Consider the following 25,306-nt stretch of genomic DNA (forward strand, 5'->3'; position numbering starts at 1 on the left):
TTTCTCTGGGTTTGGTGTTGCTGTAATTTTCCATAAGGGTAATCAAGGCAAAGGTCAATCTATGCCCTTTGCCCGCCCGTATTATATGGGGGTTATCCGCGTCAAGGTCGGGTCGTATTTTCGCCGCTTCGCTCTGAAAATCTCCACCCTGCCCTTGACACGCCGCTAATGCGCGGAGAATATCGACTTCGCCAGTGCGCCGGATTTGAACAGGGAGAAACAGAGGATAACGGTATAGGCTGCAAGGGAGAATATCGCGCTGTGCAGATTGTCCGCTATTATCATGTTGTTTACCAGAACCGCGTAAATGCCGACGCATATCATAATGAGGAAGCCTTGAAAACCGATAGCGAACAGGGATTTTAGGTAGTTGTTTCCTATCTGCCCCCATTCCCGGTTCGTCATAGTTGCAAACGGGATAGGCGATACCGAACAGTAAAGGTAAATTTCTATCATGCGCCCGTAGAGGATAACGGTTATCAGTACGGACATGATTTTCATGCACAAGCTCACAAGGCTTGTTTCCATGACAAGTAAGAGCAGTTCGGGGATTTCCATAGCGTCAAGCCCGCTCTGCATGGAAGCAAGGGCGGCGGCAACATCAATCTCTGTGCTGCCGCCGATTACCCCCGCCGCGCCGGAAACAACGTGCTGCGCCATATCGAACACCGCCATAGTAATGTCAAAGGTGTGCGTCACAAGGTAGACTGCCACAAACGCCTTGAACACCCACTTGAAGAACATGGAAGTGTCAACGTCGTGCATATTGTTCTTTTCCGTTACCATGCTGATAAGCTCATAGCATAGGACGTAGGTAATGACAAGCCCCGCAATGGGTACGATTACATTTTCACTAAGGGTCTGTATCATGGAGAATATATTTGCGTTCCACCCTTGCGGGGTCTGCCCTACCTCTGCGGCGATAGTGCCGACTTTTTCGTTTACGTCCCCGAACATAGTTGACAGATTACCGTTTATGGCTCCTATGAGGATTTCCTTTATCCATTCGTTAATCGCGTCAAGTATGCTCTGCATAAGCCTTTACCCGCGCTTCTTAACCGAACAAGCCGGAAAGCAGCGGTACAAGGGTCATGCCGATAAGGGCAACGCCGCCGCCCGCCATAAGCTGTGTTATCCCCAATTAGTAGGAACAATACAGCTTTCTGGCGGGCGGCGGCACGTCAAGAAATATATATGGAGTTTTTAAAGAATCCCCCGGAGCAGGGGAGCGGTCAGCCTGTGACCTGCTCCACTTCCGGTATGGGTTTGAGATTAAAATGAATTTCGATAGAAATGTGTCTTGTCTTATCGCTGTCTATGGTTTCATGGACAACGATTTCTTTAATCAGGCGGTTTAAGGTGGAAGCGTCCAGTTCGGTGATGTCCTTATATTCCTGTATGGATTCCACCCACTGCCTTGCGTCCACGGCAAGCCGGATTTCATCGGCAAGATGTTTCCTGCCTTTCTCGACTTTTGCCTTTAATTCCGCCTGTTCCTTCTGTGTCTTTTCCAGAAGGAGATTGAAGTTTTCTTCTGTGATGCGTCCAGCAACCATGTCCTCATAGAGCCGAAGCACCATTTTTTCCAGCACTTCAATCCGTTCCTCGTCTTTGGCAAGGGTGCGCTCCATCGCTTCCCTCTGGCCTTTTTGTTCGGCTTCGCAGGTGTTTGTCAGCCGGTCAGCTACCGCTTCACTGTCTGTCAGGGCAGCGGCGGCGCACTCACGGATTTTATTCAGCACAAGGGAATAGAGCGTGTCAAATTCAATCCGGTGCTGGGTGCAGTGCTGTTTCCCATAGGCATTGTAGGTCTTGCAGGAGAAAATCCGTTTCGGGTACTTCTCATGTGTGGTGCGGATGGTGAGGGCTTTCCCGCACTCCCCGCATTTTATCAGCCCTGCAAAGAGGTTGATTTCCCCGGACTGTCCCGGTCGCTGGCGGGATTTCAGCTTTTCCTGCACGATGGCAAAACTCTTTTTGTCTACCAGCGGTTCGTGCGTCCCCTCCACTATAATCCAGTCCTCCGGCTTCTTATCCCGGATAGTGCCGATTTTAAAGCGGTACTCGGTCTTTTGGGAAGCGATTGCGCCGGTGTAGACGGGATTCATCAGGATTTCCTTAATCACGGTGAAGTCCCAGACGTATTTCCCGTTTTCCGGGTCTTTCTTTTCCCATTTGGTGCGGATGTTCCGGTGCCCCCGCTTCCGGTTCCACCATGTGGGGCAGGGGTGCTTTTCTTCCTCCAGCCTGCGCCGGATGTAATTGGGGCCGTGGCCGTCCAGCGCATACCCGAAAATCAGCCGGACAACCGGGGCGGTTTCTTCATCTACCAGCAGGCGGTTCTTATTCTCCGGGTCTTTCCGGTAGCCGAAAGGGGCAAGACAGCCGGTAAACTGGCCTTTCTGCGCTTTCAGGACATAGGAAGAATGGACTTTCTTGGAAATATCCTTGCTGTACATCTCATTCAGGATATTTTTGAAGGGCGCAATGTCGTTGTTGTCCCGCATGGTGTCGATACCGTCATTCATGGCGATGTAGCGCACGCCGTTCCGTGGGAAGAAGTCCTCAATAAGCTGCCCGGTCTGCAAGTAGTTCCTGCCCAGCCTTGATAAATCCTTTGTGATAACAAGGTTTATCTGCTTCCGCTCGATAGCTTTCAACATCCGTTTTAGGTCGGGGCGTTCCATGTTCAGGCCGGTGAAGCCGTCGTCCTGATAGACTGCCGCAACCTCCCATCCCTGCTTTTCGCAGAACTTTTCAAGCATATCCCGCTGGTTTGCGATGCTGGCACTCTCGCCCTGAAGGTCATCGTCTTTCGAGATCCTGCAATAAATAGCTGCCCGGAAACTCCCGGCGAGGAGTGCATCCATTCCTGTATATTCCATTGTGTTCATCATAACCGTTTACCCGCACAATCCAGACGGAACACGGTCACATGGAACCTCGTCTTTATTATATCTCATTTCTTGTGTTTTGGCAAGATATTCTTTATCTATTTTTCTGGTGTGTTTCTGTGCGATAAGGCTCACGAAAACGTCCGTAGCGTCCAGTTCGCCGTCAAATACTGTAGTAACATGAATCTCTGTTTTATTTTTCGCCATAGGCAGTTGTCCTCCATACATGAAAACAGCCAGACAGGGAAGGCCGGCAACGAAGTCCGGCAACGGGCTTCAAAAAACCTTGAAACTAATCCTTGTCTGGCGGTTGGGTTATTTTATACTTTTCTTCTATTTTTCTGTTGCTTTGGTTGTTAAAATGGAGAAAAGCCAATAGTTACGGGATTTTCCCCGGCAACCGGCTCGGCAACGGGGTAGCAACGAAGTGTGCAACGGGCTGTCATTCGCCGGATTTTTTCAGAATGGAAGCTCCATCTGCTCCAGCACTGGCGTAAATCCTTCCGGGGTTTTTCCGCTCCCGTTGCTGGTGTCCGTTGCCGATTGCTCCCGTTCCCATCCCTTCTGCCTGCCATACCCGGCGAACATACGGGGGTTGGAGAAATAATTCCAGCCGGTGATGCACTGGTTCATTATCTCGTTGATTTCCCGTATCTCCCATTGTTTCGGCTCGTCAAAATCGTGGTTCAGGGCTTCTTTGTAAAGCTGTTTGGAGCAGACGGTATCGCCGGGGTAGCTGTCAAGGAAAGCCTGTATCATCCCGGCTTTGGTGTCCTCCGGCATGAAGTCCCGCTGGTGTTCCTTTAAATGGCGCACCATTTCCGGGCTGAATGTCAGCTTCCATCTGCCGCTTCTGTATATTTCCATCGCTTCCGCCCATACCTGATTCAGATAGGCTCTGGAAGCGGCTTCGTCCTCTAGGATGTGTGTTTCCGCCTGTTCCGGACATACCTGTATGGGGATGAAGCGGCGGTTGCCGGAGCGGTCAAGGGGCAGGAAGTCAAGGGCGTTGGACGTGCCGCCGAACACGCACTGCCTTGGGCGGTCTGCCGGGTGGGTTTCGTAAGGTATCTTGTAGACTTCCTTCTGGCGGCTCAAAAATGACTTGATTTCCTCAATGCTCCTGGCGTTTGCGGTGGCAATCATCTCCGACATCTCGATTATCCAGTGGCCTTGCAGCTTGCGGTATACATTGTCATCGTCCAGCTTCCGCAGGTCGTCGGAGAACCACTCGTCTTTGACTGCCAGCAGGCGGAAGAAGGTGGACTTCCCGGCTCCCTGCCCGCCTACCAGACAGAGCATGACTTCAAACTTGCAGCCGGGGGAAAATGCCCGGTGGATGGCTCCTAACAGGAACAGCCGCAGGAACTGGCAGGTATATTCGTCCTCACCGGCTCCTAAAAAGTGCCGCAGGCAGAAGCGTATCCGCTCGGTTCCGTCCCATGTCAGGCTGTTTAAATACTCCCGGACAGGGTGGTAGCTGTTCTGGTGGGCGGCAAGGTCGGCGGCGTCCTGTATCTTCTTTTCGCTTGTCAGGCCGTAGGTTTCTTCCAGATACAGACGGATATATTTCATATCCGTGTCGGTCATGGGGCTGCCTTGATTCCTCTTGTAGCCGACAGGCTTTAAAATATCCGTGCGGTCAGTCAGCAGGTTGTAGGCAACCGCCCCGGAAAGGAGCGGGTCGCACTGGAATACGGTCAGGCAGTTGCGGATACTGTTGCGGAATCCGCCCTTCTCGGTGGTTTCCAGCATGGCTTTGACTTCCTCAACGTTCCGGATCGGCTCGGCGGTTTCTGCCATGTTCTTTACTTCCTGCCGCATTTCCGGCGGTAAGCTCTGCCATTCGTCTTTCAAGGTTCCTCACTTCCTTTCCGTGTCCTGTGATAAGTGCCGCCCGCTCCTGAATGTCCCCGGACAGAAGCACGTCCATCAGGTATTCCAGTCGGCTCATGTTCTGCAGGGCTTCCGTAAACCGGGGATTCCATGCTTCATCCGGCTGTCGTGGGGCATATTCTTCCTTCCAGCGGCGCAGGAGATGGTAATAGTCGGACAGCACCCGGAAACAGTGCCGCTCCATCCGCTTGAATTTCTGTTCCTCGGTTTCCCGCCGCAGACGTGGCCGGATGGGTTGCTTCCCGGCGCTCCTCCCATCCTCGTAGGGGATGGAGAAGTCCTGTGCCAGCATAAGGGCGGCTTCTTTACTGCCGATACCGTGGAGCCGGGAAACGAAGTCAATCACATCCCCGGTGGCTCCGCAGCCGAAACAGTAAAAGCGGCGGTCAACTTTCATGCTTGGGTTCTTGTCGTTGTGGAACGGGCAGACGCACATCCCGTTCCGGTTTACTTTAATTCCATAACGCTCCGCAGCCTGCCTTGTGGTGACGGACTGTTTTACGGCTTCAAATACGTTCAATAGGTGTTCCCTCCTGATAATCCCAACGTGGGCGACACAATGTCGCTCACGTTGTCGGTAAATCTGTTGCAAAGAAAAAAGCACTTGCCTGCGGTTTCCAATCACAAAACAAGTGCCTGTTTAAAGTTCCATATTCTGTTGTTTCTCTGTCCGGGGCGGCTGGCTTTTCGCTGCCTGCTCCTGCCGGATGCGTTCCTGCCGCCCTTTCAGGCTCTCCTGTACGGACGGTTTCCTCCCCGGATCGGCGGTCTGGCGGTACTGTTCGGATGGCAGCACTTGGTTGAGCCAGTGGCGCACGTCACGGAGTATCTTCACATCTGCCTGAACCGCTTCCAGTTCCTTCCTCTGTCCGGGCAGGGCGGCGGCAAGCTGTTCCCGTTCGGATTCCAAATCTTTGCGGGAGTAGGAATTGCCTTTCAGGTTGGCTTTCAAATACCGGACAGCGGCATTGTAAGCGTCCAGTTCCTCCCGGTGGCTCTCCGCAAACTTCTCTTTTTTCTTCCTCCAGCCGATGGCGGCATACTCCGCATGGACTGGCTTGGCGGCTTCGTATTTGTCAATATAGGAAAGCATGGTGTTGATAGCTTTTATCCGCTTCTCGCTTTTCTTTATGCTCCCCATGACAGAAACAGCAGTCTGGCTGATTCCGTCCAGCCGGGTGTCAAGACTCTCCACGGTGGAGATTTCCTTTTTCCGCAGGAAGTCCATAGCCGCCTGCACTTTATTATAGTCGGCAACGGTGCCTTTCAGCTTCCCTCTGGAAGTCCAGTCGGCACGTTCCCCGCTCCGCAGTTCCAGATACTTAAAAAGCAGCTCCGGGAGTGTTGGCTCTTTGGCCTGCTCCAATGCTTCCAGCAGTACGGCCTTTTTCTCTTTCAGGTCGGCAATCCAGCCTTTTAAGCGGCGCACCATCTGGCGGATGGACTGTATAAGGGAGTTGGCAGCTTTGATGTCCCGGTTCAGGCTGCCGATGTTGGTCTGGATTCCTTTCTTCTCCATCTGGCAGGCGGCAGGCCCCATGTGGACGGTGGGGATTTGGTCAATCCCCTGTCGGGCATAGGAGCGCAGGTCAAGCCGTTCCGGGCGGTCGTTGGCTTCCAGATAGCGATTTGCCGTGTCTGCCCATCCCTGCCGCCAGATTTCGGCGTACTTCCTGTCGTTCCAGTCTACCGTGTTCTCCTTGTGGCTTTTCCATCTGCCGGACGGGAGCCGGATGCGTTCCCCGTTTTCGTCAAGGTCATACACTTTGCGGCTCTTGGGGAGCCATTTCCCTTTTTCGTCCATCGCACGCATGGTAAGCAGGATATGGGCGTGGGGGTTGCCATCCCCTTTGTCATGGATGGCAAAATCAGCTATCATGCCTTTGGAAACAAAAAACTCCCGGCAGTAGTCACGGAGAAGGTCGGCGTACTGTTCCGATGGGATTTCCCTCGGAATGGCAAGCACGAACCTCCGGGCAAGCTGGGAGTTCCATTGTTTTTCCTGTGCTTCGGCAGAGTTCCATAAAGTGTTGCGGTCTGCATACTCTGGCGGCACATGGGGCGGGAGCAGGATTTCTTTATGGGTGACTTCGTTCTTGTAGGGATAGTATTTCTGTTCTTGGTCATATTCAGAGAACAGCTTCTCGCCGCTCTGGTAGGCAGCGGCGGAAACAGCGGATTCGTTATTGCTCCGTTTGATGATGGTGATTTTACAATGTGGGCATGGCAAGGGTGCGTCCTCCTTTCTCCCGGATTCCGGGCATGAAAAAAGCAGGATACCTTTTCAGATTTCCTGCCTAATACTATAAAGAGAATGAATTTTGCAGCCAATTGTCTGATATAACTACCTCTCCTTATTATTTTTTTCTGCATTTATTCGGCATATTCCATGAGCAATGCGAGCATATTTATCTTTTTTATCATGATGCCCATATTGACAAAACATCTGCCGTTCTTTCGGTAATAAAGGCGATAAAAGAAATACAAGGGCTTCCATATCTTCAAAAAAATTTTTTGCACAAAGTATATCACAAGCCCTTTTCAAGTTCTTCTCTGATATGCCTTCATGCGGATGTGCTAATCGATTTCTCAATGTTCTTATCTCCGCCCATTTTTCTTCATATCCCATTTTTTCTTTCACCTTTTGATGAATATAATTTCCAAAATAATCAATGTAGTCTGAATTAAACTCTAAAAAGCATTTTTCAAAAATAAAAATATTCTCACCACAATTCAACTCATTTTGAATCATACTTCTTAATATATCTATCCCAATATTCATGTCTACCCTTTTTCCCATAGACCTTCTTTCGCATGTAGAAGGATTAAATATATACAATTTACAATATCTATTATTTTTTTCATCGTGCTCATTGACTGACATATAAACAATATATTCTATAGGTGGTGTTTTGGGTTGGGCAAGGACAATTAATGGCAGCATTTCCCAATAAGGGGCAGATAATGAAATAATTAAATGTGCTATTCCATGTTTTTCCAAAAGCGTCAATTCACTATATCGGGAATATGCTTCATCTACATCATATAATCCATTCATCAAATATTGCAAATAGCAGATAGATGGTGCCCCCCATCTTTGATTATTTGTAAACAAGGGTTCTTGCTGCCTAATATAGTTAAAAAGCAATTGACGTTTTTCTATTCTTGATGATTGCTGGCAAAAAGATTTAGCTTCTTTAATTGTTTGAAATACTGGATATTCTTTAAAAAACATATATACCTCCATTAAATCTTTTGTTTAGATTATATCATGGACAATCTCCATTGGAAATAACGTTCTGGCAGAAGAATTCATTTTAATTTGCTGAATGAAAACAGTTGACAGAACAATATATTTGTTTCTGTCAAATCTGCAAAGGGGTAGCTGGCAGAGCCAGCGCAGGGGAAGGGTAGCTTCCCCTGTGATGATTGGAGCAGATTGAAAATCTACGGAAATCATCTGCTGTCCGCAGGACGCTCCCGGCAGGGCGCAATGCACCACTTCCCTAAGTGGTGTATAATTGCGCCCTCTTTCAGAGGGGAGTTTTCCAGCTTGACACTTTGGAAGCCAAAATTGCAAGCAAAATATCCGGCAGTCAGGAATCAGTCGTACCGATTGCGCCATAGGCTGCATAAATCAGAACGCGCCCGGCTCGTCCACGTTAAAACTTCCCTTCAAAAATCAAGACGCGCCCGGCGCACTTTGATTCTGGAACAGGCTTTTTTATCGCTCCTGCTGTCTGCGCTTTTTGTCAGGATAGAGCTTCCCGGCGACAACGGCGGCATGGCTCTTTATCTTGATTTCCCCTTCCTGTTCGCTGTGTTTTGCGTTCCGGTAGCCTTCATCGGAGAGGTAAAAGCGGAACCGCTCTCCCTTAAAACCGACAAAACAATCTTTCTGTACTTCCAGCGTAATCATGTGCCGGGTTTCCGGATGGAACCGTTCCTTTCCTGACAGGTCATGCCCCTGCATAATCGGCTCCTGTAGCTTTGCCGCCGCAAGCCGCTGGCGGATGGAGTTGTCACGTTCTGCAAGGAACCGGGCTTTTGTGGCGGCGACAAACTGGCTGCACTCTGGCTCCGGTATCTTTTCCAGTTTTCGGATGGCGTTCTCCACGATTGCCTTGGTCAGTAAGTCCTTTATCACCGGCACGATTTCCTTCATGCCCGCAAGTGTTTCCGCCTTGGTTGGTGCGGCATACTGGTAGATAATATCCAGCTCGCTTTTTGAAAATTTCATTCCGTGTCCTCCTTCCGGTTTTCGGTAAGAACCTGTGCCACAAGACGCTTCGTATCGCCCCGGTGGAACAATACTTTTAAGATGGTGCTGACCTGCTCGTCCGTCACGGCTTCCGGGTGGGGGAGATGGCTTTCCAGCATTGCCCCTCTGGTGCAGAGCCGGTGCGTCCGTTCCTTCCGGTTCAGGGTCTTTATCTGGTGTTCCAGCATTTTCTCCTTATGCTGCGCCCGCCGCAGCCTTGCTTCGGTCTTTTCAATCTCCTGATTCAGTTTTTCCAGCTTCTCATTCATGGGAGGTGTCCTCCCTGGGGAGCAGGATATAGATGTGGCTGACCTCCCCGATTCCCTGACGGACACGCATAATCATCCCGGCCTGTTCCAGCTCGTTCAGGGAACGCTTGCAGGTCTGGGGGCTTCGGGAGAGCGCCGCCGCTATCTCCATGACGGGGAAGCGGATAAACAGAATCCCGTTGCTGTCCTCGGTTCCCCTTGCCAGGATTTCATCCAGCAGGCGGGCGTACATGACCTTTGCCGTGTTGCTGATCGGAAGCCGGAGCATTGCCTTTGGGAGCGGCATACAGGGCGGCAGGGGCGTACTGGCTATCATAAATTCACAATTCATTGATTTGTGTCCTCCTTTTGGCTCGTTTGGATAGGTAGCGGGGGCAGTCGATAATGACAGCCCGGAAACTCTGCTTGCACCCATGCTGGCATTTCCGGCAGAGTCCGTTGTAGCTTCTGCGCCCCCGGTCGTTCAGGAAGAAAGCAAGCTCTTTCTTCAACTTCTTTGACATTCTCGGCATAGTGCCTCCTTCATAGAAATACCGCCCGATTCAGCAGGTACAGCCGGAATGGGCGGGCAGTGGTTTTTTGTGTATCGTTTCGGGGCGATTTTCAGGGGAAATACAGCCGTAGAGCCGCCCCAAAATCCCCCTTGGTATTACGGACAGGGCAGACTATGCCCCGTGAAATTGTTGTGTTTCGGTATCGTTTCGGTGTTCATTTTGCCGGTTCCCTCTGCTGTCGTTCCTGCCCCCGTCTTTGGCGGCGTTTCGCTCTCCCTGGTACGCTCGTTCCGGTCAGGGTTCCTCCGTTTCCCTGCCGGAAGTCGTTGCGTTACATCGCCGGGGAGCATATCCCATACAGGCCGGTCATTCGATTGGAATAATCCATCGATGAACTGCCTATATCATATGACATTTTTGTACCCTGTGCCGTATGTCCACAAATCAGGAATGAAGCCCAAAATCTAAAAAATTCCACGATTGCGGAAAAAGCTTTCTGCCGGATGGGTGCAAAAATCAGATGTGCATTTTGCACTTCTGAAAATCCGGGCAAATCAAAAGCTCATTTTGCGCATTTGAAAAGAACGTCAGGGGGAAATGCGTCCGGTATGAATATGTGGTATAATGGGGATGGCGGCAAAGCAGACCGCAGGAAGGAGCAGGAAGCCATGAAACAGGGGATAACGATTCAGGAGCGGTTAAAGGATTTAAGGACGGAGCGGCATTTAAAATTAGAGGAACTGGCGGCGGTTACGGGGATTTCCAAATCAGCCTTGGGAAGCTATGAGAATGACGAACTCAAGGAAATCAGCCACAAAAACCTTGTGGAGCTGGCAAAGTTTTACGGTGTGTCAACAGATTACCTGCTCTGCCTGACAGAGAACCGGAACCATCCGGGCATGGAACTTACGGAGCTGCATTTGAGTGACAGCATGGTGGAGTTGTTGAAAAGTGGGCGTATCAACAACCGGCTGCTATGTGAGATTGCCACACATGAGGATTTTGTTACCCTGATGACGGACACGGAGATTTATGTAGATGGTGTGGCAACCGCCCACTTCCAAAATTTCAACAGCCTTCTGGAAGTGCTGCGGGGGCAAGTCCTTTCCCAATATCAGCCGGTGGAGGAAGATGCTGCGTTAAAGGCGTTGGAAACCATGCAGGTACAGGAAGAAGATTATTTCTGTCAGGTCACGCACCGGACTTGGGACGCTATCCTCCATGCCATAAGGGAAGCGCACAAGGACGATACGGACAGTGCGCCGGACGGCTCCAATGCCATGAAACTAATCAAAGACGCAAAAAAGGCAATGGCTGTGCCGGGTTCCTATCTGGATGTGTTCACTGCCCTGATGTGTACGCAGCTGCAAATCCGGTATGAGAAGCTGTCGGAACAGGAGCGCACGGTTCTGAAAAATATCATGAAGAAAACTCCGGCATATAAGGATTCTCCTTTGAGCAGGATGAAGCGGAGATAAGGAAATGCCGTTGCTTGGGCTTTTATCCATGCAACGGCATTTTGGTAACTCTGATTCAGTTTTCAAGCACACAAATATGATTTTCTGATTCTCATTCATTGATTTAGTAACTTTTCAAGAATCGAAATGTCATGTTTATCCTTATCTCTTAATTCATAACCTGAATGAAAAATTTTTTGACCTTTTAGAGAGATACACGGGATTGACCTACCCTCAAAAATAGCATTACTAAAATAGTCTTTCTCAAATTCATACCAGCCGCCCTCTAAATCAGCCTGCTTGGAAGTACCATCTTCATTCAAAACAAACGGATGAATGTCTAAATACCCATTTTTATCACTGTACAATTCTATTCTGACAGGTGTCCAATCTGTATCTACTTCATAACCATATTCCAAAAGTATCTTTAATAGTTTTTCCGTATGTTTAGCATCAAAATTTACATCAATATCTCTATGCAATCTTGTTTGTTTTCCTGCTAAAATATCAACTCCCCAACCGCCATCAATCCAATATATTATTCCTGCATTTTCCAATATATTAATAACAGTCAACAAATCTTCTTTTGTTGTCGTTTCTTTTCTTTTCATGCAATTTCTCCTATATAACTGCCCGTTTGCTGTCTGAAATGATTCTATCACATACTTACGAATAAATCAACTCACTGTTTATGATTTCCTCCGCCCGGCTGCGGATATTGTTCATCCGGCCTACCCATTCAAGCTGGTTCCTGGCTTTCAGTTCCTTGGTCACTCCCTCTGCGGCCTTCATCTGCTCCATGATTAAGTCCAGCCGTTCCTCTGCCTGCTCGTTCAGGTCGGCAAGGTATGTCCATAATTTCCCGGTCAGGATAAGGGAGCTGTACCGTGCAGGGTGTTCCTGTTTGAGATATTCCCGGTGCAGCCGTCCATAGCGTCCGATGGGGCGGTTTTCTTCCGGCAGCTTCAAGTCCGGGATATAGTAATCGCCTACCAGAATATAATCAATGCCGTTCTCTGTGATTCTTTCTTTCAGTTTTTCCATTGTCGTTCCCTCCTGTGGTGGAAGGCTTGTCACTGACCAGCTCAATCACGTCCATAATGCCACAATCCAGTGTTTCACAAATGCGGGCAAGTGTGTCCATGCTGATATGTTTCCCTTCTTTTCCCATGTTGGCTATCATATTTGTGGTCAGGCCAGCGGCAAGCCTTAAATCTTCTTTCCTCATGTTGCGCTCTATCAATGTGTGCCAGAGCGGTTTGTAGCTGATGTGCATGTTTCTCCCTGCCTTTCTGCCCCGGATGGGCGCTTGCCCCCATTATATCAGGTTTCTTGCTAACTCACAAATATTTCTTGACGGTATCGCCGGTTCCGTCTGGATTGTGCTTTTCCTTTCCTCTTTTGATTACCTCTAATTAGCCATGACCTGCTTCATGCCCTGGCTCTTTGCTCATGTGAGATAAAGAAGTAAAAGAAGTGTAAAAAATTTTGCCGTTCCCTGTCCGGCTGACTGCCGGACGGGTCGGGCTTTAGTCGGGCAATTCTACCTTGCCGACAAAAGAGTAATAGATTTCGATTTCCTGTCTGCGGAGCTTCCCCCGGCGTTTCCCGTCAAGGGCTTCCGATTCGTGGATTACGATTTTCTCCACAAACTCCCGTAACAGGGTAGGGGTGAGTTCCTCAAAGCTGGTGTACTTGCGTACCACTTTCATAAACTTTTCAGCGTTTGCCGTGGCTTCCAGCGTTTTAGAAAGTTCGCTCTGCAAGGCGGCGGCTTTCTCTTTCAGTTCCTTTTGCTCGGCTTCGTAGTCTGCCGACAATTCCGTGAAACGCTCGTCCGATATGCGCCCGGTCACGCTGTCCTCATACAGCCGCTTGAAGATGGCGGAGAGTTCCGCAATCCGTTTTTCTGCCGCTTCCAGCTCTTTCTTCTTGGCGGCGTTCCGGCGTTTGCTCCCGTCCTCGGTCTGCTCGGTCAACAGCTTCATAAACCGGGCTTCATGCTTGGCGGCGTAGCTGGTGACTTTCCGTAGGTTCTCGGTCACTCCGGCGGTTAAAAGGTCGGTGCGGATAAAATGCGCCGTACAGTCTGCCGTGCGCTTCTTGTAGCTGCCGCAGATATAGCAGTCCTGCCGCCGCTTGTCCGTCTGATAGCGTTGCTGGTACATGACGCTGCCGCAATCCGCACAAAACAGTATGCCGGAGAACAAGCCCACTTCATCATAGCGGTTGGGGCGTTTGCGCTGCTTGCGTAGCTCCTGCACACGCTCCCATGTGTCACGGTCTATGATGATTTCGTGGTGGTTCTCGAAAACCGCCTGTTTGTCCTCGCTGTTGTAGATAATCTTGCTGCACTTGTAGGATTGTGTGGTGGTCTTGAAGTTCACAAGGCAGCCCGTGTATTCCCGGTTTTCAAGGATATGTACCACGGTATTCGCCGCCCATTTGCACTCATAGCCGGGGTGGTAGCGGCGTGTGCTTCCCGTCCGGCGGTATTCCAGCGTTCCCGGCGTGGGGATTTCCTGCTCCGTGAGCATACGGGCTATCTTGGTAGGACCGTTCCCGGCAAGGCATAGGCTGTAAATCTGCCTTACCACGGGGGCGGCTTCTTCGTCAATGATGAAATTTTCGTCCTCGTCCATGAGGTAGCCGTACACGGGCTTGCTTGTGACGGGCTTCCCACTCATGCCTTTTGAGCGTTTTACCGCCCGGATTTTCTTGCTCGTATCCCTCACCAGCCATTCGTTAAAAATGTTACGCAAGGGCGCAAAATCGTTGTCGCCCTGTGCGCTGTCTACGCCGTCATTGATGGCAATGAAGCGGACGCCGTTCTGTGGGAAAATCATTTCGGTGTACATTCCCACTTGAAGATAGTTTCGCCCTAACCTTGACATATCCTTTACGATAACCGTTCCCACAAGCCCCGCTTCAATGTCGGCAAGCATGGACTGGAAGCCGGGTCTTTGAAAATTTGCCCCGGAGAATCCGTCGTCCGTGTACCATTTGAGGTTGGAAAAGCCGTTCTGTTTTGCGTAGGCTTCAAGGATTCGCTTCTGGTTGCTTATGGAGTTGGATTCGCCTTGAAGCGTGTCCTCGTGCGACAATCTCGGATATAGGGCGGTAATCAGTTTTTGGGTGGTCTGTCTTGTCATGGTTTCCTCCATTTCCGACAGCCAGCCCCACTATTCCGTAGGTTTATTATACCATAGGGCGGGGCTTGCTGTACAGTCCTTTTTGCTACTTTATGTCGAAAAATATCACATTATTTTATTAAGGCTTATCGCATTACATAGCGTGTGCGGCTGTTCCCCCGGCTGCGCTTTCCGCTTCCAGCACTTTCATCATCTTGTCGGCGGCGGTGGCGGTAGTGCCTTGTTTGAAATAGCCGGAAACCACAAGGACGGTGTTCCCCCGGCGTACTTCTGTCACGCAATCCGGGCGGCGGGCGGTGGTGGCAGTGGTGGCGGTGCTTCTCTTGGGCGTGTCGGTCATAGGCAAATCTCCTTTCCGTTCAGCAGCTTTTTAAGGTGTTCCATTTTCTCCCGTGCTTTGGCTTTTCTGAAATTCTCCCCGGTAATGCGGACGGGGGTACACATTTCCGTAAGGCGGTCATATATCCGGGCGTGGGCGGTGTCCTCCGGGTTCTGCAATTCTTCCAGTGTCAAATTTGTTGTGACAATCAGCGGCTTGCCGCTGCGGTATCGGCTGTCAACCACGTTGTAAACCTGTTCAAGCCCGTATTCCGTGCCACGCTCCATGCCAAAATCGTCAAGGATAAGCAGAGGGAAGCTGCAAAGGCGGGCTATGTATTCGTTCCTGTCCTTGTAGCTGGCGGCAAGGTCATTGAGGATAAGGGCAAAGTTTGTCATGCACACGGAAACCTCTTTCTCCATGAGGGCGTTGGCGATACACCCGGCGAAATAGCTTTTGCCTGTGCCTACCATGCCCCATAACAGATAGCCGATATTCCCGGCTTTCATTTCCTCCCAACACTCTACATAAGCATGGGCTTTGTGCATTTGGGGGCATTTTCCGTTGTCGTTTTCAAACGTCCATTCCCGCATAGCCGGGTCGGTGAAGCCTGTCCGTTTCAGCCGTTCCACTTCCTCCCGGTGCTTGTATTCCCTATGGCTGGCTTCCAGCATTTCCCGGCGTTTCCGCTGGCAGTCACATTCTTTCGGGTGGCGGTCACGCCCGAAAAAGGTTTTGCCCTCCGGGAAGTAGGCTTCTTTGGGCTGGCGGCAGCTCCCGCAATATAAAAGCCCGTCCTCTCCGGTGTAGTCCTCCGGCTCTGCTTCCTGTGCCGTGGCAAGCCGGAAAATGGCGTTATCATAATCACTCATAAAATCTTCCTCCTTGTTCATGGTTTTTTACGCCCTGTTTACGGGGCGTCCTATCTCTGTTGTCAAAGGCTCTCGCCCTCTTTGTAGGAATAATCGGGGATTCCTTTCTTCCCCGTGCCTTTCCTGTCACGCCCCGCCCATATACGGATAGCGGCGGCATAGTTGATGTAGCTTTTCCCGTTGGCGGCTATATGCTGGCTTAATTCCTCAATGAACCGTTCCAGCCTGTCCGGGTATTCCTCTTTCAGCTCCGCATATTCGCTTTCAGAGAGGAAAATATTTTTATATCTTCCAAAGGGTGCGGGCGGCTTCTCACTCGCTCCTTTTAGTTGGTTCTCTTTTAGTTGGTTTATAGTAAGTTGGTTAGGGGTCGGTTTTCCGTCCAACGCAAAGGTCGGTTTTCCGTCCTTATGAGGGTCGCTTTTCCGGCTATCAGAGGGTCGGTTTTCCGACTGTATGGCGGTCATATGGTCGGAAAACTGTACCACTGGCACTTGCGGCACTTTCACATAAAGGCGGTTCGGTGCGGAGAAGCCCCGGCGTTCCCTCACCAGAAGCCCGGCAGCGTCCAGCTCGTTCAGTGCGGCTTTTATGGCGGTGCTGCCTTTATCCAGCATTTCCGCTATCTCCGCAACAGGGTAGACAATGTATGTCCTGCCCTCGCTGTCCTGCCAGCCGTTCTTCTGTGAGAGTTCGGAACGGTCAAGGAGCAGCGAATAAAGCAGCTTTGCGGTCTGTGACAAGTCCATTTTCAGCAGAAAACGGGGGTATCGGAAAAACGGCGGCATGATGGTGTCGGCTGTGATGTATTCGGTTATGGTTCTCACCTCCTGTCTGTGGCTTCTGTTACGCAGTTAAAACGGCATTTTCGGGGATAAAGGATAAATGTATCGCATACCCTTTGAGGGCGGTCAAAAAAGCCTTGATTTACGGGGGTCTGGAATATCCTAAAGCGTGACATTTATTCCTCTGTTTCCGCTTGCGCTGTGTGGCATGGATTCTTTTCATGCGTCCGGCGCAATCCGGGCAGTATTTCCCCCGGTTTGACTTGGGGAGAAAATACCCGCCGCACTCGGTACAGCGTTTCCTGTCTGCCCGGTGGAGTAGGGCGGCTTCCAGTTTCCCGTCCAGCGGCAGAACGGCGGTAATGAACCAGCGGCATATAAGCGAATAGCTGATGCTCTGGACGCATACGCAAGGCTCGCCGTTATCCAGCAAGATACAGTTGCCGTTATCGTAGTTGCAGCACTCATGCACAAGACGGCGGGCGGCTCTGTACTGCTGGTAGTCCATGTAGGGGCGTTTACCGTTCATTTTCCCGCCCCTTTCCCCGTTCCGGCTCCCGGCGCAATATCTTGTCAAGGTTGCCCTTTACGGTCTGCAATTCCCGGACGCTTGCTTTCTTCTCCCGGTACTCGTTGTAAAGGGCGTTTTTCTTTTTGGTAAGCTGCTCAATCTCCGCTTGTAAGGTCTTGGAAGCTGGCAGTTTGGCGATTCCCTGTGCCTTGAAATACCGGGCGGCAGATTCGGAAATGATAAACTCGCTTTCGTGTTGCTCCCGGTAGGCTCTCCGGGCTTTCTCGGTTTTCTGCGCCCGCAGTCCGTCACGGGCTGGCTTGGTCTTGATGTACGCCAATAGCTGTTTCTGCAAGTCCTTTTTCTCCCGCAAGGTGCTTTCCACGGCTTTCAGTTTCCCGGTGGTTTCATGCAATCCGGCACTGGCGGCGGCAAGGGCGGCTTCCAGTTCTTCCGGGGAAGTAAAGCCAGATTCCTCGTAAATGCTCACGGTAGCCGCCATTTGCTTTAGATTGTGAACAGCCGCCCAGCGGTCATATCCTATGCCCTTGCCCTCGGCTCGTTTCGCTTCCCGGTCTACCATGCGTTGTACTCCGTCATTTTTCGGTGCGTTTATAGCGGCTTTGTTGCGCTGTAAACGGTCTTTTATGCTCCGGGGGTATTCCTGTTTGGGTAGGTGCGTTTCGGCGGCTCTGGCGGCGTTCTGTGCATTTATGGTGAGTGCTTCCAGTACGGCGGCACGGTCAAAATCATCACCCAGTTTCCGGGCGGTGATGGGCTTCGTCCTGTCCGGCGTGAGATACGATAACCTCCCCCGGCTCTCCTTGACGGTCACGCCCTGTTGTAGCAGCTTCCCGGAAAAATCCTCAAAGGAAACGGCAGAGGACAGGGCGGCTCGGATTGTGCGCCGTAGCTTCTCCTTGTCGGTTTCAAACTTGGTCTGTCTGGGCGGCTCTCCCGTGGCGGCTTGGGAAGCGTTCTCCTTATCCAGTGCGGCTTGTCCTTTCCGTTTCGCCCAATACTCCCGCTCGGTAATGCGGTTCTTGCTCCCGTTCAGCAAGTCAATCTGATAGAGGTTTTCCCGGTGGCACATCTCCATGACTTCCGCTTTGAAATATTCCATAGCTGCGTCCGTACAGCGGTGCTTGCAGCCCTCCCTTGTGTCGGCTGGTCTTTCCATGTACGGCAGCAATGGCACTTCCGCAATCCGTAGGGAATTGATTACGATATGCACATGGATATTTCCGCTGTGGTTATGCCCGTCCGGGTGGGTGCATACAAGGGCTTGGTGTCCGGGGAATTGCTCTTTACAAAACTGCTCGCCCAACTGCTGCGCCCGGTCTATGGTCAAGCCGTTGTCTGGTGCGTCACGGGGGTCAAAGCTGATGATATAGTGGTGGCTCTTTACGTCCTCCCGTTTTTGGTTCTTGCCGTATTTCAGATTGGAGCGCATACAGGCGATTGCAAAATCTTCATCACCGCAATTCAGAGAGGAAATGAGATAGCCTGTCCTCGGAACAATCTGCCCGTTTTCATCAAGAGTGGGCTTCATGGTAAACTCGTCATGCTCAAAAGTTAGGTACTGCTCGGCAGCTCCGTAATCGGCATTTTTAGAGCTGATATGTTTGAATGTTGCCAACGGCTTCACCTACTTTCTGCAAGACTTCAAACTTCAAGGCGGCAAGCTCCGCTGTGGCGGCTCGTACCTCTTGGGAGAGGGCGTTATAGGGTGCGCCGTACTCGTTCAGACAGCGGGCAATCTGGTTCAAGTTGCCGCCGATTTTCCCGTATTCGGCTGTGAGTTTCCCAACGGCAGAAAGCAGTTCATCATTGACCGGGGAAACGGTGATAACCGGGCGTATGCTTGACTTAATAAGGGCTTGCCGGATAAACTCGGCTTGGCTCATTTTGCAGAGGGTGACACGCTCGGAAAACTCGGCGTATTCTTCCTCGGTCAAGCGTGTCTTGATTACCCGGTGGCGGTGGGGCGTGTTGTATCTTTTCATGGCTTTCAGCTCCTTTCTTTTTATGGTTTGCCCTCTCACCAATAGGAGAAAAACAGGGGGCAAAGCGGAAGTGTTTTTTGAAAAATCCGAAAATATTTTTTCGGGGATTTTTCAAGCGGCGCAAGCCGCAAAAAGGCGGGCTTGGGGTGGCAACCCCAACAAGATTCCCATAGGACAAAATGAGCGATTAGCGAAATTTGGTACTGTGGTAGAATCTTGCTCTTAAAAAGTGGCGGCTTCCTCTGTGTGGGCTTCCCTCAATACCTTTAGTGCCGCAAGCGGGGATTTTGCCAAAACAGCGGCGGTATTTCTCCCTCTGATACCTACAAACCAGCAAAAAGCAAAATGGACGTTGATTTGTGGAAATTTCCCCTCATTCCTTACAACACCACGCAAGCCGGAATAGGCGGGAATTTGTGAAAATTTCTTCTCGCCCGCCCTCCACGGACAGCCTGCATATTTGCCAAACGGGAGAGGGAATTTCTTTCTATCCCCCTTTGCATGGCATAATACTGACGATTTTTGAAAATGCCAAAAATGGGCGCAAAAAAACAGGAAACCTTTTCTTGATTTCCCGTTTTGGTGTGCCGTTCTATGTAACGGCGGTTATTTAGTTTTGGTATATGGCTGTTCATCAAAGCGGAACTTGAACAGGGCAGCGACAAGCTGCTGTTTTATGCTGTCCTCGGTATCCCTGTCGATATGCCCGTTTTCAATGGCGGCAATTCGGATACGTTTGCTGTAATGCCGTAAAACCTCGTCCACGGCTTCCGGCTCTCCGCTGGTCGCCCGGACAATCGTTTCATAGGGCAAAAGATTCGGATTCCCCATGCGAAAGTACCTCCATTTTCCTTTGCAGGAGTCTTAACGTCCTGCGGATTTGATACCCGGTCGTACTCCGGCAGCGTCCGTACATTTCCCCGATTTCCTGTTGTGTATAATCTCCGAAAAAGTAAAGGAAAATGATTTCCCGATTTCTCTCCGGCAGAGATAACAGGGCGGCGGCAAGCTCCCCATTGGTGAGGATAACTGTCTGACCGCATATCGTTATGGGGTATTCTTCATAAGGTGCTTCAAAATATTCGTCCGTTGTTCCTAAAGGGTAAAATTTTTCTTCTGTGAGGTATTCAAGGGATATTTCTTTTTGTCGCCGTCTGCTCCTGTCACGCCATGCGTTGAGTGCTGCAAAGCGTATGACGGTCTTGCAAAAGCCGTTGAACGTATACATGATGTGTTCTTTGTATGCTTCGGTGCAAACTGAAAGCCCTTGTTTTTTATTTGTTGTATTTATCCGCTCTTTATTCAAAATAGGTTCTCCTTTTTTATCAGATTTTTTCTCCATATAATGCACAAAAAGTTACATTGTCTTTTGAAACATATACCGAATCTTATCTAACCGACTGTTAGGGCGGCGTGGCTGCGATACAAGCTCACCAGAAGTTTCTTTATACCCTTTTAATTCTGTAAGACAAACACTTCTTCCGTTTGTATAAAAATTCAAATCATTTTTATACTCATTGATACAGCGAGCGGGGATTTCTCCCTTAAAAATAACTTCATCATTTTCAAGTACAACTGATTCAATCACTGCACAATACTTTGGCGCATCATTGTAAGCCCGTGAAAGATATTCCTGTGGGGCAAAAAGGGTAAAGGAAAGGTATGGCTCCAAAACCTGTGTTCCTGCCTTTTTCAATGCCTGTTCCAATACAACAGGCGCAAGAAAGCGAAAATCTGCGGGGGTACTGACCGGGCTGTAATAAACTCCATAGTCAAAACAAATGCTGCAATCTGTCACTTCCCAACCATATAAGCCTTGCTCCATTCCATAACGCACACCCTCCATAACGGCATTTTGAAAACTTTGGCTCAAATAGCCAAGAGATACCTTGCTTTTATACTGGGTTCCACTTCCGACAGGGAGTGGAGTTACAGTTAAACCAATAGACGCCCAAAATGGATTCGGCGGCACTTCAATATGAATCGTGTAAGCTGCCTTTTTTAACGGTCTTTCCAAATAAATAACCGTAGGCTCTTTCATAGCCACTCTTACATGATACTTTTCTTCCAGCAATGAACAAATAACCTCTAATTGCACCTTTCCCAAAAAAGACAGAATAATCTCACGGGTGGCGGTATCAATTTCAAAGTGCAAAAGCGGGTCTGTATCGGCAATTTCTATGAGAGCATTCAACAAGGCTTCTCTTTGTTCTGGCTCTTGTGGCTCAACGGTTGTCCGAAGTAAAGGTGTAGGATTGTCAATCCATGCTTTGCGAGGTAAAAGCTCTTCATTTCCCAAAATGTCATATATTTTTAATGTATCATCGGATAAGATAACAATTTCCCCCTGACAGGCATGGTCTGCCGAAACAATTTCGCCATTTGTTGGAATGTACATTTCTGTAATCTTTATCTTTTTCTTTTTTGACAGCAAGATTGTATCTCGTAAATGGAGCGTTCCATGATACAGGCGTAAGTAGGAAAGCCGTTTTTTCCCTTCTGTGTACTCAACCTTAAAAACATACCCACATAATTCAGATTGATTATTCTCTGTTCCCGTAACAAAAGTTTCAGTAATTACCTCAATCAATTTTTCCGTTCCTAAATTGTCTTTTGCGCTTCCATGATATACAGGAAACAAAGAACAACATCTGGTTCTCTGGCACTTTTCAAGCTGTAATTCCCGTATGTCCAATGAATCCTCTGAAATATATCTTTCTAATAGTTCATCATTCCCGGAAATAACGGAATCCCATTTATCCAAATCAACAATGTCAGTAATATCTACCTTGGGAGATAAGATAACCTCTTGCATGACGATTATATCACTGGTAAGTTTTTCCCTGATGTTTTGATAAATACGCTGTAAATCAATCCCGTTTTGGTCTATCTTATTCACATAGATAATTGTCGGAATGTTCATTTTCTGAAGTGCATGGAATAATATTCGGGTCTGTGCCTGTACACCGTCTTTTGCTGAAACAACTAAAACAGCTCCGTCAAGGACAGATAAAGAACGATATACTTCGGCTAAAAAATCCATATGACCGGGAGTGTCCACGATATTGATTTTATAACCATTCCAGCAAAAAGAAGTAACTGCCGTCTGAATGGTAATTCCCCGCCGCTGCTCTAAAACCATAGTGTCTGTTCTTGTGGTTCCTTTATCTACACTTCCTTGTTCTGCAATCGCTCCACTGGTGTACAACAGGCTTTCTGTTAAAGTTGTTTTTCCCGCGTCTACATGGGCAAGAATGCCAATATTGATTATTTTCATGTGATTGTCCTCCCTTTACAAGCCCAAAAGGGCATAAAAATCCCCAGCAGTAAAATACTTTTACCACTGGGGATTACAGTTTGCGGACATACACATATACAGCATACACCTACTAGTGATTGCTGTTCTTTTTCAGATATGTCAAAATTGATAAGGCAAAAGTATTCTTAAATTGGGTACAAAAAACCAAGCCCCCTTATTTAGGGACATTCAAAATTCTTTGAACCCACTATTTGATTGAAGTTTTATTTAAGAATACCTTGCCGCATATTTTTTACTCCTTTTTTGGAATGAAGCTATTATAGCACATCAATTTTAGAAAAGAAAGTAGAAAAAGGAAAAATACTTTGTACACCATAAGAAAGATGTAATGAGTGAGAGGTTTCGTAGTCATCGACATTGTGGGAATGTGTATAACTGGCTGCCTTATGGAGTTGTGGGTAACTCTGTTTACAGGACGTGGGAAAGCTGCATTTTAGCTTTTCCATGTGCTGTGAATAGAGTTATCCATGACGGAATAGCCTGTTATGCACATTTCCACAATGCTTGTTTTTTGGTCTTTGGTTTCTTTGCTTCGGAATAGTGTGGTGCTGGCGGTCTATCTCTTGTTTTCGGTTGCTTGCTTCTTTACTGTACATGAGCATTTGCGCCCGGATTGTCATTGCCGTAGCCCTCCATCAGATTGATTACGCCCCAGATACCAAGCCCGGCTCCAAGTGCTACAACAAGGGTCTGCAAAACGTCTACTGCGCTATTGAAAAATGCCATAAATATATCCTTTCTGCCGCGTCTGCGGCTGTCCGGCAAGCGGACAAAAGGCGGTCAGCGTATGGTCGCCGCCGCACAAAAAAACCGCCCTCTGGTAAAGGCGGCTGTCCCCGCGCTGCGTAAGTTCTGCGGCGCGGCGGTATTCAGTTGTAAGGGGTGCGGCTCCTGCCGCTGTGTACTGCGCCGGAAAGTGGGGGCGCGTATCATGTAGCCGGTATGGATAGATGTGATTGCTTCAATCGCTCCTTTCTGTGTTCCGCTGTGCTGCCGGACGTTTTTTTCAGACTTGCGGGAAGTGAATAGCTTGCGTAGCAAGGTGTTCGCTTCCCGCAAGTTCACAAAGGGGTAGCTGCCGCAAGGCAGCGTAGGGGAAGTGTAGCTTCCCCTGTCCCCCGGCGGTCTGCCATGCTGTCACTGTTGCGGGATAAGCCCCCGGCGCGTGACATACTCCGTTGCAAAACGGCGGTGTTCCGCTTCCTTTTCCCGCCAATACTCCCATAATGCAGCGTCGGCGGCTTCCGCAACATTCATTAAAAACCGTTCAAGCTGCTTTTGTTTTTCCTCTGCGCTACGTTTCCTCATGGTCTGCGTCCTCCTGTAAGTCTGCCGCGTCAAGCTCGTAATAGTCAAAAACCTCGTCGGGCTTGACAATGGCGGGGCGGCGTTTAAGGTGCTTTTCCATGTCAAAGGCGTTCTTCGGGTCTGCGTCGGACAGGTACTTGTATTTCGGGTGCTTCGTTATGTCGAATTTGTCCGAAAAGAACGGGCGCACCCCGCGTAGCTGCAAGATACATTTCCCTCCGTCCATGACTGCAATTTCATCTTCCGTCATAAGCTGCTTTCCCAATTTCTGATAGTTCAGCCCATGCGAAAGCTCCCGCCCCCTTGTTTCGGACGTGTTAAAGCTGTCTATCGTTTCTTTTCCTAAAATTTCCGATATTTCTTTAAGGGTGGTTTTCTCCTTGCCGCCCAAGAAAAGCGTGGTGTCGCAGTTGCCGACTATGGTATCGGCGTTGTCTTTGTAAATGGCTTTTAGCTGTGACTGGCTCTGCAAGATGATTGACGCGGATATTTCCCGGCTCCGTATCGTTGCAATGAGCTTTTCAAACTTTGGTATCTGCCCGATATTCGCAAATTCATCAAGTAAGCACCTAACATGGACGGGAAGCCGCCCGCCGTATTCATCATCTGCCTTGTCACAAAGCAAGTTGAATAGCTGTGTGTAAAGGATTGAAACGACAAAGTTAAAAGTGTCGTCGGTGTCGCTGATGATGACGAAAAGGGCGGTCTTTCTGTCGCCTATGGTGTCAAGCTCCATTTCGTCGGTTTCCATAAGCTCCCGCAGCTCCTTAATGTCGAATGGGGCTAACCTCGCGCCGCATGAGATAAGTATGCTTTTTGCGGTCTTGCCCGCCGCAAGTTTGTATTTTTTGTACTGCTTGACTGCAAAATGTTCCGGGTCTTTTTCTTCCAGACGTTCAAACATGAGGTCAACCGGGTTCTGGAAATCCTCGTCGTCCTCGCGGGCTTCCGACGCATTTATCATCTCAAGCAGCGTCGTGAAGTTCTTCTCGTCCTCCGGGGCTTCATACCAGATGTAGCCGATTAGCGCGGTGTAGTAGAGCTTTTCCGCTTTCACCCAGAAATCCTCGCCGGATTTTTCCCCGTCGCCTTTGGTGTTGGCGATAATGGTATTGACTAACTTCAAAATGTCCTTTTCGCTCCGCAGATAGGCAAAGGGATTGTATTTCATGGATTTTTTGAAGTTAATCGTATTTAGCACTTTGATACGGTATTTGTACCGCTGTAACATTTTCCCGGTTTCCAAAATCAGTGTTCCTTTTCGGACGGTGTGTCAAGGACATATTTACCGTTACACAAGCTGAATGTCCTGTTCAATCAACCGCTTGATTTTATCTGCCATTGTTTCCTTGCTGGTATCACTGAAATGTATAGATACCTCATAAGTGGTCGTGCCTATCCGCCGGATAAGCCGCGGCGCTTCCTGTCTTGTGGTGATAGCTGTTGTATCTGCTTTATTCATTTAGATTTCCTTTCTGCTAATTCAAGTTTTTGTCTTTCCCTTCCGTTCCGCCTATCCAGCCCGTCAAGGGTCGGGTCGTATTTTCGCCGCTCCGCTCTGAAAATCTCCACCCTTTCCCCCTTGACCGTCTGGATTTTTGCCGTGCCATTGCGCTGCCGACAACGGGGAACAGGAAAAAGAACTGTTTCCCGCTGTCGTCCGCTCCATTCTACGGCAAAACCGGCTCCACTGGTGTACCGGCGGCGTTAGTGCTATGCGGTGGCTCTGCCCCCACACCCCCGACCTCATCCAAAGAACAGGC

General features: G+C 49.4%; 30 protein-coding genes and 2 pseudogenes. 2 read left to right on the forward strand and 30 right to left on the reverse strand.

The features are described from left to right. Nucleotides 1-165: 165 nt before the first annotated feature. The 12 genes and pseudogenes from NSB25_RS01040 to NSB25_RS01095 form a co-directional block, all read right to left on the reverse strand. Nucleotides 166-1,035 carry a VirB6/TrbL-like conjugal transfer protein, CD1112 family gene (locus tag NSB25_RS01040; RefSeq protein WP_002584320.1) on the reverse strand — a complete coding sequence of 290 codons (870 nt, stop codon included), beginning with the start codon at nucleotides 1,033-1,035 and terminating at the stop codon, nucleotides 166-168. A 19-nt stretch (nucleotides 1,036-1,054) separates the two neighbouring features. Next, nucleotides 1,055-1,138, reverse strand: a pseudogene (locus NSB25_RS01045) (Maff2 family mobile element protein); the annotation flags it as partial. A 94-nt stretch (nucleotides 1,139-1,232) separates the two neighbouring features. Further along, entirely contained in the window at nucleotides 1,233-2,897 is a 1,665-nt protein-coding gene (locus NSB25_RS01050; RefSeq protein WP_103242239.1) for a recombinase family protein, read from the reverse strand. Nucleotides 2,898-2,903: 6 nt separating this feature from the next. Further along, nucleotides 2,904-3,101, reverse strand: a complete 198-nt coding sequence (locus NSB25_RS01055) for a hypothetical protein (RefSeq protein ID WP_103242238.1) — start codon at nucleotides 3,099-3,101, stop codon at nucleotides 2,904-2,906. Between the two features lie 252 nt (nucleotides 3,102-3,353). After that, nucleotides 3,354-4,697 (reverse strand): virulence-associated E family protein, encoded by a 1,344-nt coding sequence (locus NSB25_RS01060; protein ID WP_103242237.1) that lies wholly within the window; start codon nucleotides 4,695-4,697, stop codon nucleotides 3,354-3,356. After that, nucleotides 4,663-5,310 carry a CHC2 zinc finger domain-containing protein gene (locus tag NSB25_RS01065; RefSeq protein WP_103242236.1) on the reverse strand — a complete coding sequence of 216 codons (648 nt, stop codon included), beginning with the start codon at nucleotides 5,308-5,310 and terminating at the stop codon, nucleotides 4,663-4,665. The genes NSB25_RS01060 and NSB25_RS01065 overlap by 35 nt, the downstream gene beginning before the upstream one ends. Before the next feature lie 120 nt (nucleotides 5,311-5,430). Beyond that, nucleotides 5,431-7,020 carry a MobQ family relaxase gene (gene mobQ, locus NSB25_RS01070; RefSeq protein WP_103242235.1) on the reverse strand — a complete coding sequence of 530 codons (1,590 nt, stop codon included), beginning with the start codon at nucleotides 7,018-7,020 and terminating at the stop codon, nucleotides 5,431-5,433. A gap of 114 nt (nucleotides 7,021-7,134) precedes the next feature. Then, complete coding sequence (locus NSB25_RS01075; protein ID WP_103242234.1) at nucleotides 7,135-8,025, reverse strand: hypothetical protein; 891 nt, start codon at nucleotides 8,023-8,025, stop codon at nucleotides 7,135-7,137. A 489-nt stretch (nucleotides 8,026-8,514) separates the two neighbouring features. Beyond that, nucleotides 8,515-9,030, reverse strand: a complete 516-nt coding sequence (locus NSB25_RS01080; RefSeq protein ID WP_065548831.1) for a DUF5720 family protein — start codon at nucleotides 9,028-9,030, stop codon at nucleotides 8,515-8,517. Beyond that, nucleotides 9,027-9,320: a DUF3847 domain-containing protein gene (locus NSB25_RS01085; RefSeq protein ID WP_065548830.1), complete on the reverse strand. Its 294-nt coding sequence runs from the start codon at nucleotides 9,318-9,320 to the stop codon at nucleotides 9,027-9,029. Before NSB25_RS01085 ends, NSB25_RS01080 begins: the two co-directional genes overlap by 4 nt. Continuing rightward, nucleotides 9,313-9,651 (reverse strand): MarR family transcriptional regulator, encoded by a 339-nt coding sequence (locus NSB25_RS01090; RefSeq protein ID WP_065548829.1) that lies wholly within the window; start codon nucleotides 9,649-9,651, stop codon nucleotides 9,313-9,315. The genes NSB25_RS01085 and NSB25_RS01090 overlap by 8 nt, the downstream gene beginning before the upstream one ends. Beyond that, nucleotides 9,641-9,832: a hypothetical protein gene (locus NSB25_RS01095; RefSeq protein ID WP_065548828.1), complete on the reverse strand. Its 192-nt coding sequence runs from the start codon at nucleotides 9,830-9,832 to the stop codon at nucleotides 9,641-9,643. The genes NSB25_RS01090 and NSB25_RS01095 overlap by 11 nt, the downstream gene beginning before the upstream one ends. Before the next feature lie 650 nt (nucleotides 9,833-10,482). Here NSB25_RS01095 and NSB25_RS01100 point away from each other — a divergent pair. Next, the gene (locus NSB25_RS01100; protein ID WP_103242243.1) at nucleotides 10,483-11,292 is read left to right on the forward strand and encodes a helix-turn-helix domain-containing protein; all 810 of its coding nucleotides are present in this window, start codon (nucleotides 10,483-10,485) and stop codon (nucleotides 11,290-11,292) included. Between the two features lie 95 nt (nucleotides 11,293-11,387). Here NSB25_RS01100 and NSB25_RS01105 read toward each other — a convergent pair whose 3' ends face one another. From NSB25_RS01105 to NSB25_RS01150, 10 genes are all read right to left on the reverse strand, one after another. Beyond that, nucleotides 11,388-11,882, reverse strand: coding sequence for a nucleotidyltransferase domain-containing protein (locus NSB25_RS01105; RefSeq protein ID WP_065548826.1), 495 nt, complete (start codon nucleotides 11,880-11,882; stop codon nucleotides 11,388-11,390). A gap of 55 nt (nucleotides 11,883-11,937) precedes the next feature. Next, complete coding sequence (locus tag NSB25_RS01110; protein ID WP_065548825.1) at nucleotides 11,938-12,315, reverse strand: TnpV protein; 378 nt, start codon at nucleotides 12,313-12,315, stop codon at nucleotides 11,938-11,940. Further along, nucleotides 12,275-12,547, reverse strand: a complete 273-nt coding sequence (locus tag NSB25_RS01115; RefSeq protein ID WP_065548824.1) for a helix-turn-helix domain-containing protein — start codon at nucleotides 12,545-12,547, stop codon at nucleotides 12,275-12,277. Before NSB25_RS01115 ends, NSB25_RS01110 begins: the two co-directional genes overlap by 41 nt. A gap of 253 nt (nucleotides 12,548-12,800) precedes the next feature. After that, nucleotides 12,801-14,423, reverse strand: coding sequence for a recombinase family protein (locus tag NSB25_RS01120; protein WP_103242232.1), 1,623 nt, complete (start codon nucleotides 14,421-14,423; stop codon nucleotides 12,801-12,803). Nucleotides 14,424-14,556: 133 nt separating this feature from the next. Then, a complete protein-coding gene (locus NSB25_RS01125; RefSeq protein WP_103242231.1) occupies nucleotides 14,557-14,763 on the reverse strand; it encodes a transposon-encoded TnpW family protein in 207 nt (68 codons plus the stop codon). Then, nucleotides 14,760-15,614, reverse strand: coding sequence for an ATP-binding protein (locus tag NSB25_RS01130; protein ID WP_103242242.1), 855 nt, complete (start codon nucleotides 15,612-15,614; stop codon nucleotides 14,760-14,762). Before NSB25_RS01130 ends, NSB25_RS01125 begins: the two co-directional genes overlap by 4 nt. Before the next feature lie 62 nt (nucleotides 15,615-15,676). Beyond that, complete coding sequence (locus tag NSB25_RS01135; protein ID WP_330406210.1) at nucleotides 15,677-16,420, reverse strand: replication initiator protein A; 744 nt, start codon at nucleotides 16,418-16,420, stop codon at nucleotides 15,677-15,679. A 121-nt stretch (nucleotides 16,421-16,541) separates the two neighbouring features. Beyond that, the gene (locus NSB25_RS01140) at nucleotides 16,542-16,928 is read right to left on the reverse strand and encodes a cysteine-rich VLP domain-containing protein (RefSeq protein ID WP_103242230.1); all 387 of its coding nucleotides are present in this window, start codon (nucleotides 16,926-16,928) and stop codon (nucleotides 16,542-16,544) included. Next, on the reverse strand, nucleotides 16,918-18,549 hold the full coding sequence (locus NSB25_RS01145; RefSeq protein WP_103242229.1) for a relaxase/mobilization nuclease domain-containing protein: 1,632 nt from the start codon (nucleotides 18,547-18,549) through the stop codon (nucleotides 16,918-16,920). Before NSB25_RS01145 ends, NSB25_RS01140 begins: the two co-directional genes overlap by 11 nt. Next, the gene (locus NSB25_RS01150; RefSeq protein WP_004068264.1) at nucleotides 18,521-18,916 is read right to left on the reverse strand and encodes a plasmid mobilization protein; all 396 of its coding nucleotides are present in this window, start codon (nucleotides 18,914-18,916) and stop codon (nucleotides 18,521-18,523) included. The genes NSB25_RS01145 and NSB25_RS01150 overlap by 29 nt, the downstream gene beginning before the upstream one ends. Before the next feature lie 416 nt (nucleotides 18,917-19,332). On the opposite strand from NSB25_RS01150, the gene NSB25_RS01155 reads away from it, so the two are divergent. Further along, entirely contained in the window at nucleotides 19,333-19,530 is a 198-nt protein-coding gene (locus NSB25_RS01155) for a hypothetical protein (protein ID WP_103242227.1), read from the forward strand. Here NSB25_RS01155 and NSB25_RS01160 read toward each other — a convergent pair. The 8 genes and pseudogenes from NSB25_RS01160 to NSB25_RS01195 all read right to left on the reverse strand — a co-directional run bounded on the left by NSB25_RS01160 (nucleotide 19,523) and on the right by NSB25_RS01195 (nucleotide 25,005). Then, on the reverse strand, nucleotides 19,523-19,747 hold the full coding sequence (locus NSB25_RS01160) for a helix-turn-helix domain-containing protein (RefSeq protein WP_103242226.1): 225 nt from the start codon (nucleotides 19,745-19,747) through the stop codon (nucleotides 19,523-19,525). The genes NSB25_RS01155 and NSB25_RS01160 overlap by 8 nt on opposite strands. Continuing rightward, a complete protein-coding gene (locus NSB25_RS01165) occupies nucleotides 19,719-20,144 on the reverse strand; it encodes an RNA polymerase sigma factor (RefSeq protein ID WP_103242240.1) in 426 nt (141 codons plus the stop codon). The genes NSB25_RS01160 and NSB25_RS01165 overlap by 29 nt, the downstream gene beginning before the upstream one ends. Before the next feature lie 129 nt (nucleotides 20,145-20,273). Continuing rightward, complete coding sequence (tet, locus tag NSB25_RS01170; RefSeq protein ID WP_103242225.1) at nucleotides 20,274-22,193, reverse strand: TetM/TetW/TetO/TetS family tetracycline resistance ribosomal protection protein; 1,920 nt, start codon at nucleotides 22,191-22,193, stop codon at nucleotides 20,274-20,276. Nucleotides 22,194-22,820: 627 nt separating this feature from the next. Then, nucleotides 22,821-22,961 (reverse strand): Maff2 family mobile element protein, encoded by a 141-nt coding sequence (locus NSB25_RS01175; RefSeq protein WP_103242224.1) that lies wholly within the window; start codon nucleotides 22,959-22,961, stop codon nucleotides 22,821-22,823. A 54-nt stretch (nucleotides 22,962-23,015) separates the two neighbouring features. Further along, nucleotides 23,016-23,276, reverse strand: coding sequence for a hypothetical protein (locus tag NSB25_RS01180; protein ID WP_007037037.1), 261 nt, complete (start codon nucleotides 23,274-23,276; stop codon nucleotides 23,016-23,018). Between the two features lie 96 nt (nucleotides 23,277-23,372). Next, nucleotides 23,373-23,543 (reverse strand): hypothetical protein, encoded by a 171-nt coding sequence (locus tag NSB25_RS01185; protein ID WP_002569167.1) that lies wholly within the window; start codon nucleotides 23,541-23,543, stop codon nucleotides 23,373-23,375. Further along, nucleotides 23,530-24,804, reverse strand: a pseudogene (locus NSB25_RS01190) (VirD4-like conjugal transfer protein, CD1115 family); the annotation flags it as partial. The pseudogene NSB25_RS01190 and the gene NSB25_RS01185, both read right to left, overlap by 14 nt. A gap of 30 nt (nucleotides 24,805-24,834) precedes the next feature. Beyond that, nucleotides 24,835-25,005: a transposon-encoded TnpW family protein gene (locus tag NSB25_RS01195; RefSeq protein WP_103242819.1), complete on the reverse strand. Its 171-nt coding sequence runs from the start codon at nucleotides 25,003-25,005 to the stop codon at nucleotides 24,835-24,837. Nucleotides 25,006-25,306 lie beyond the last annotated feature (301 nt).

It is taken from the genome of Acetatifactor muris (genome assembly GCF_024623325.1).
GTDB lineage: Bacteria > Bacillota > Clostridia > Lachnospirales > Lachnospiraceae > Acetatifactor > Acetatifactor muris.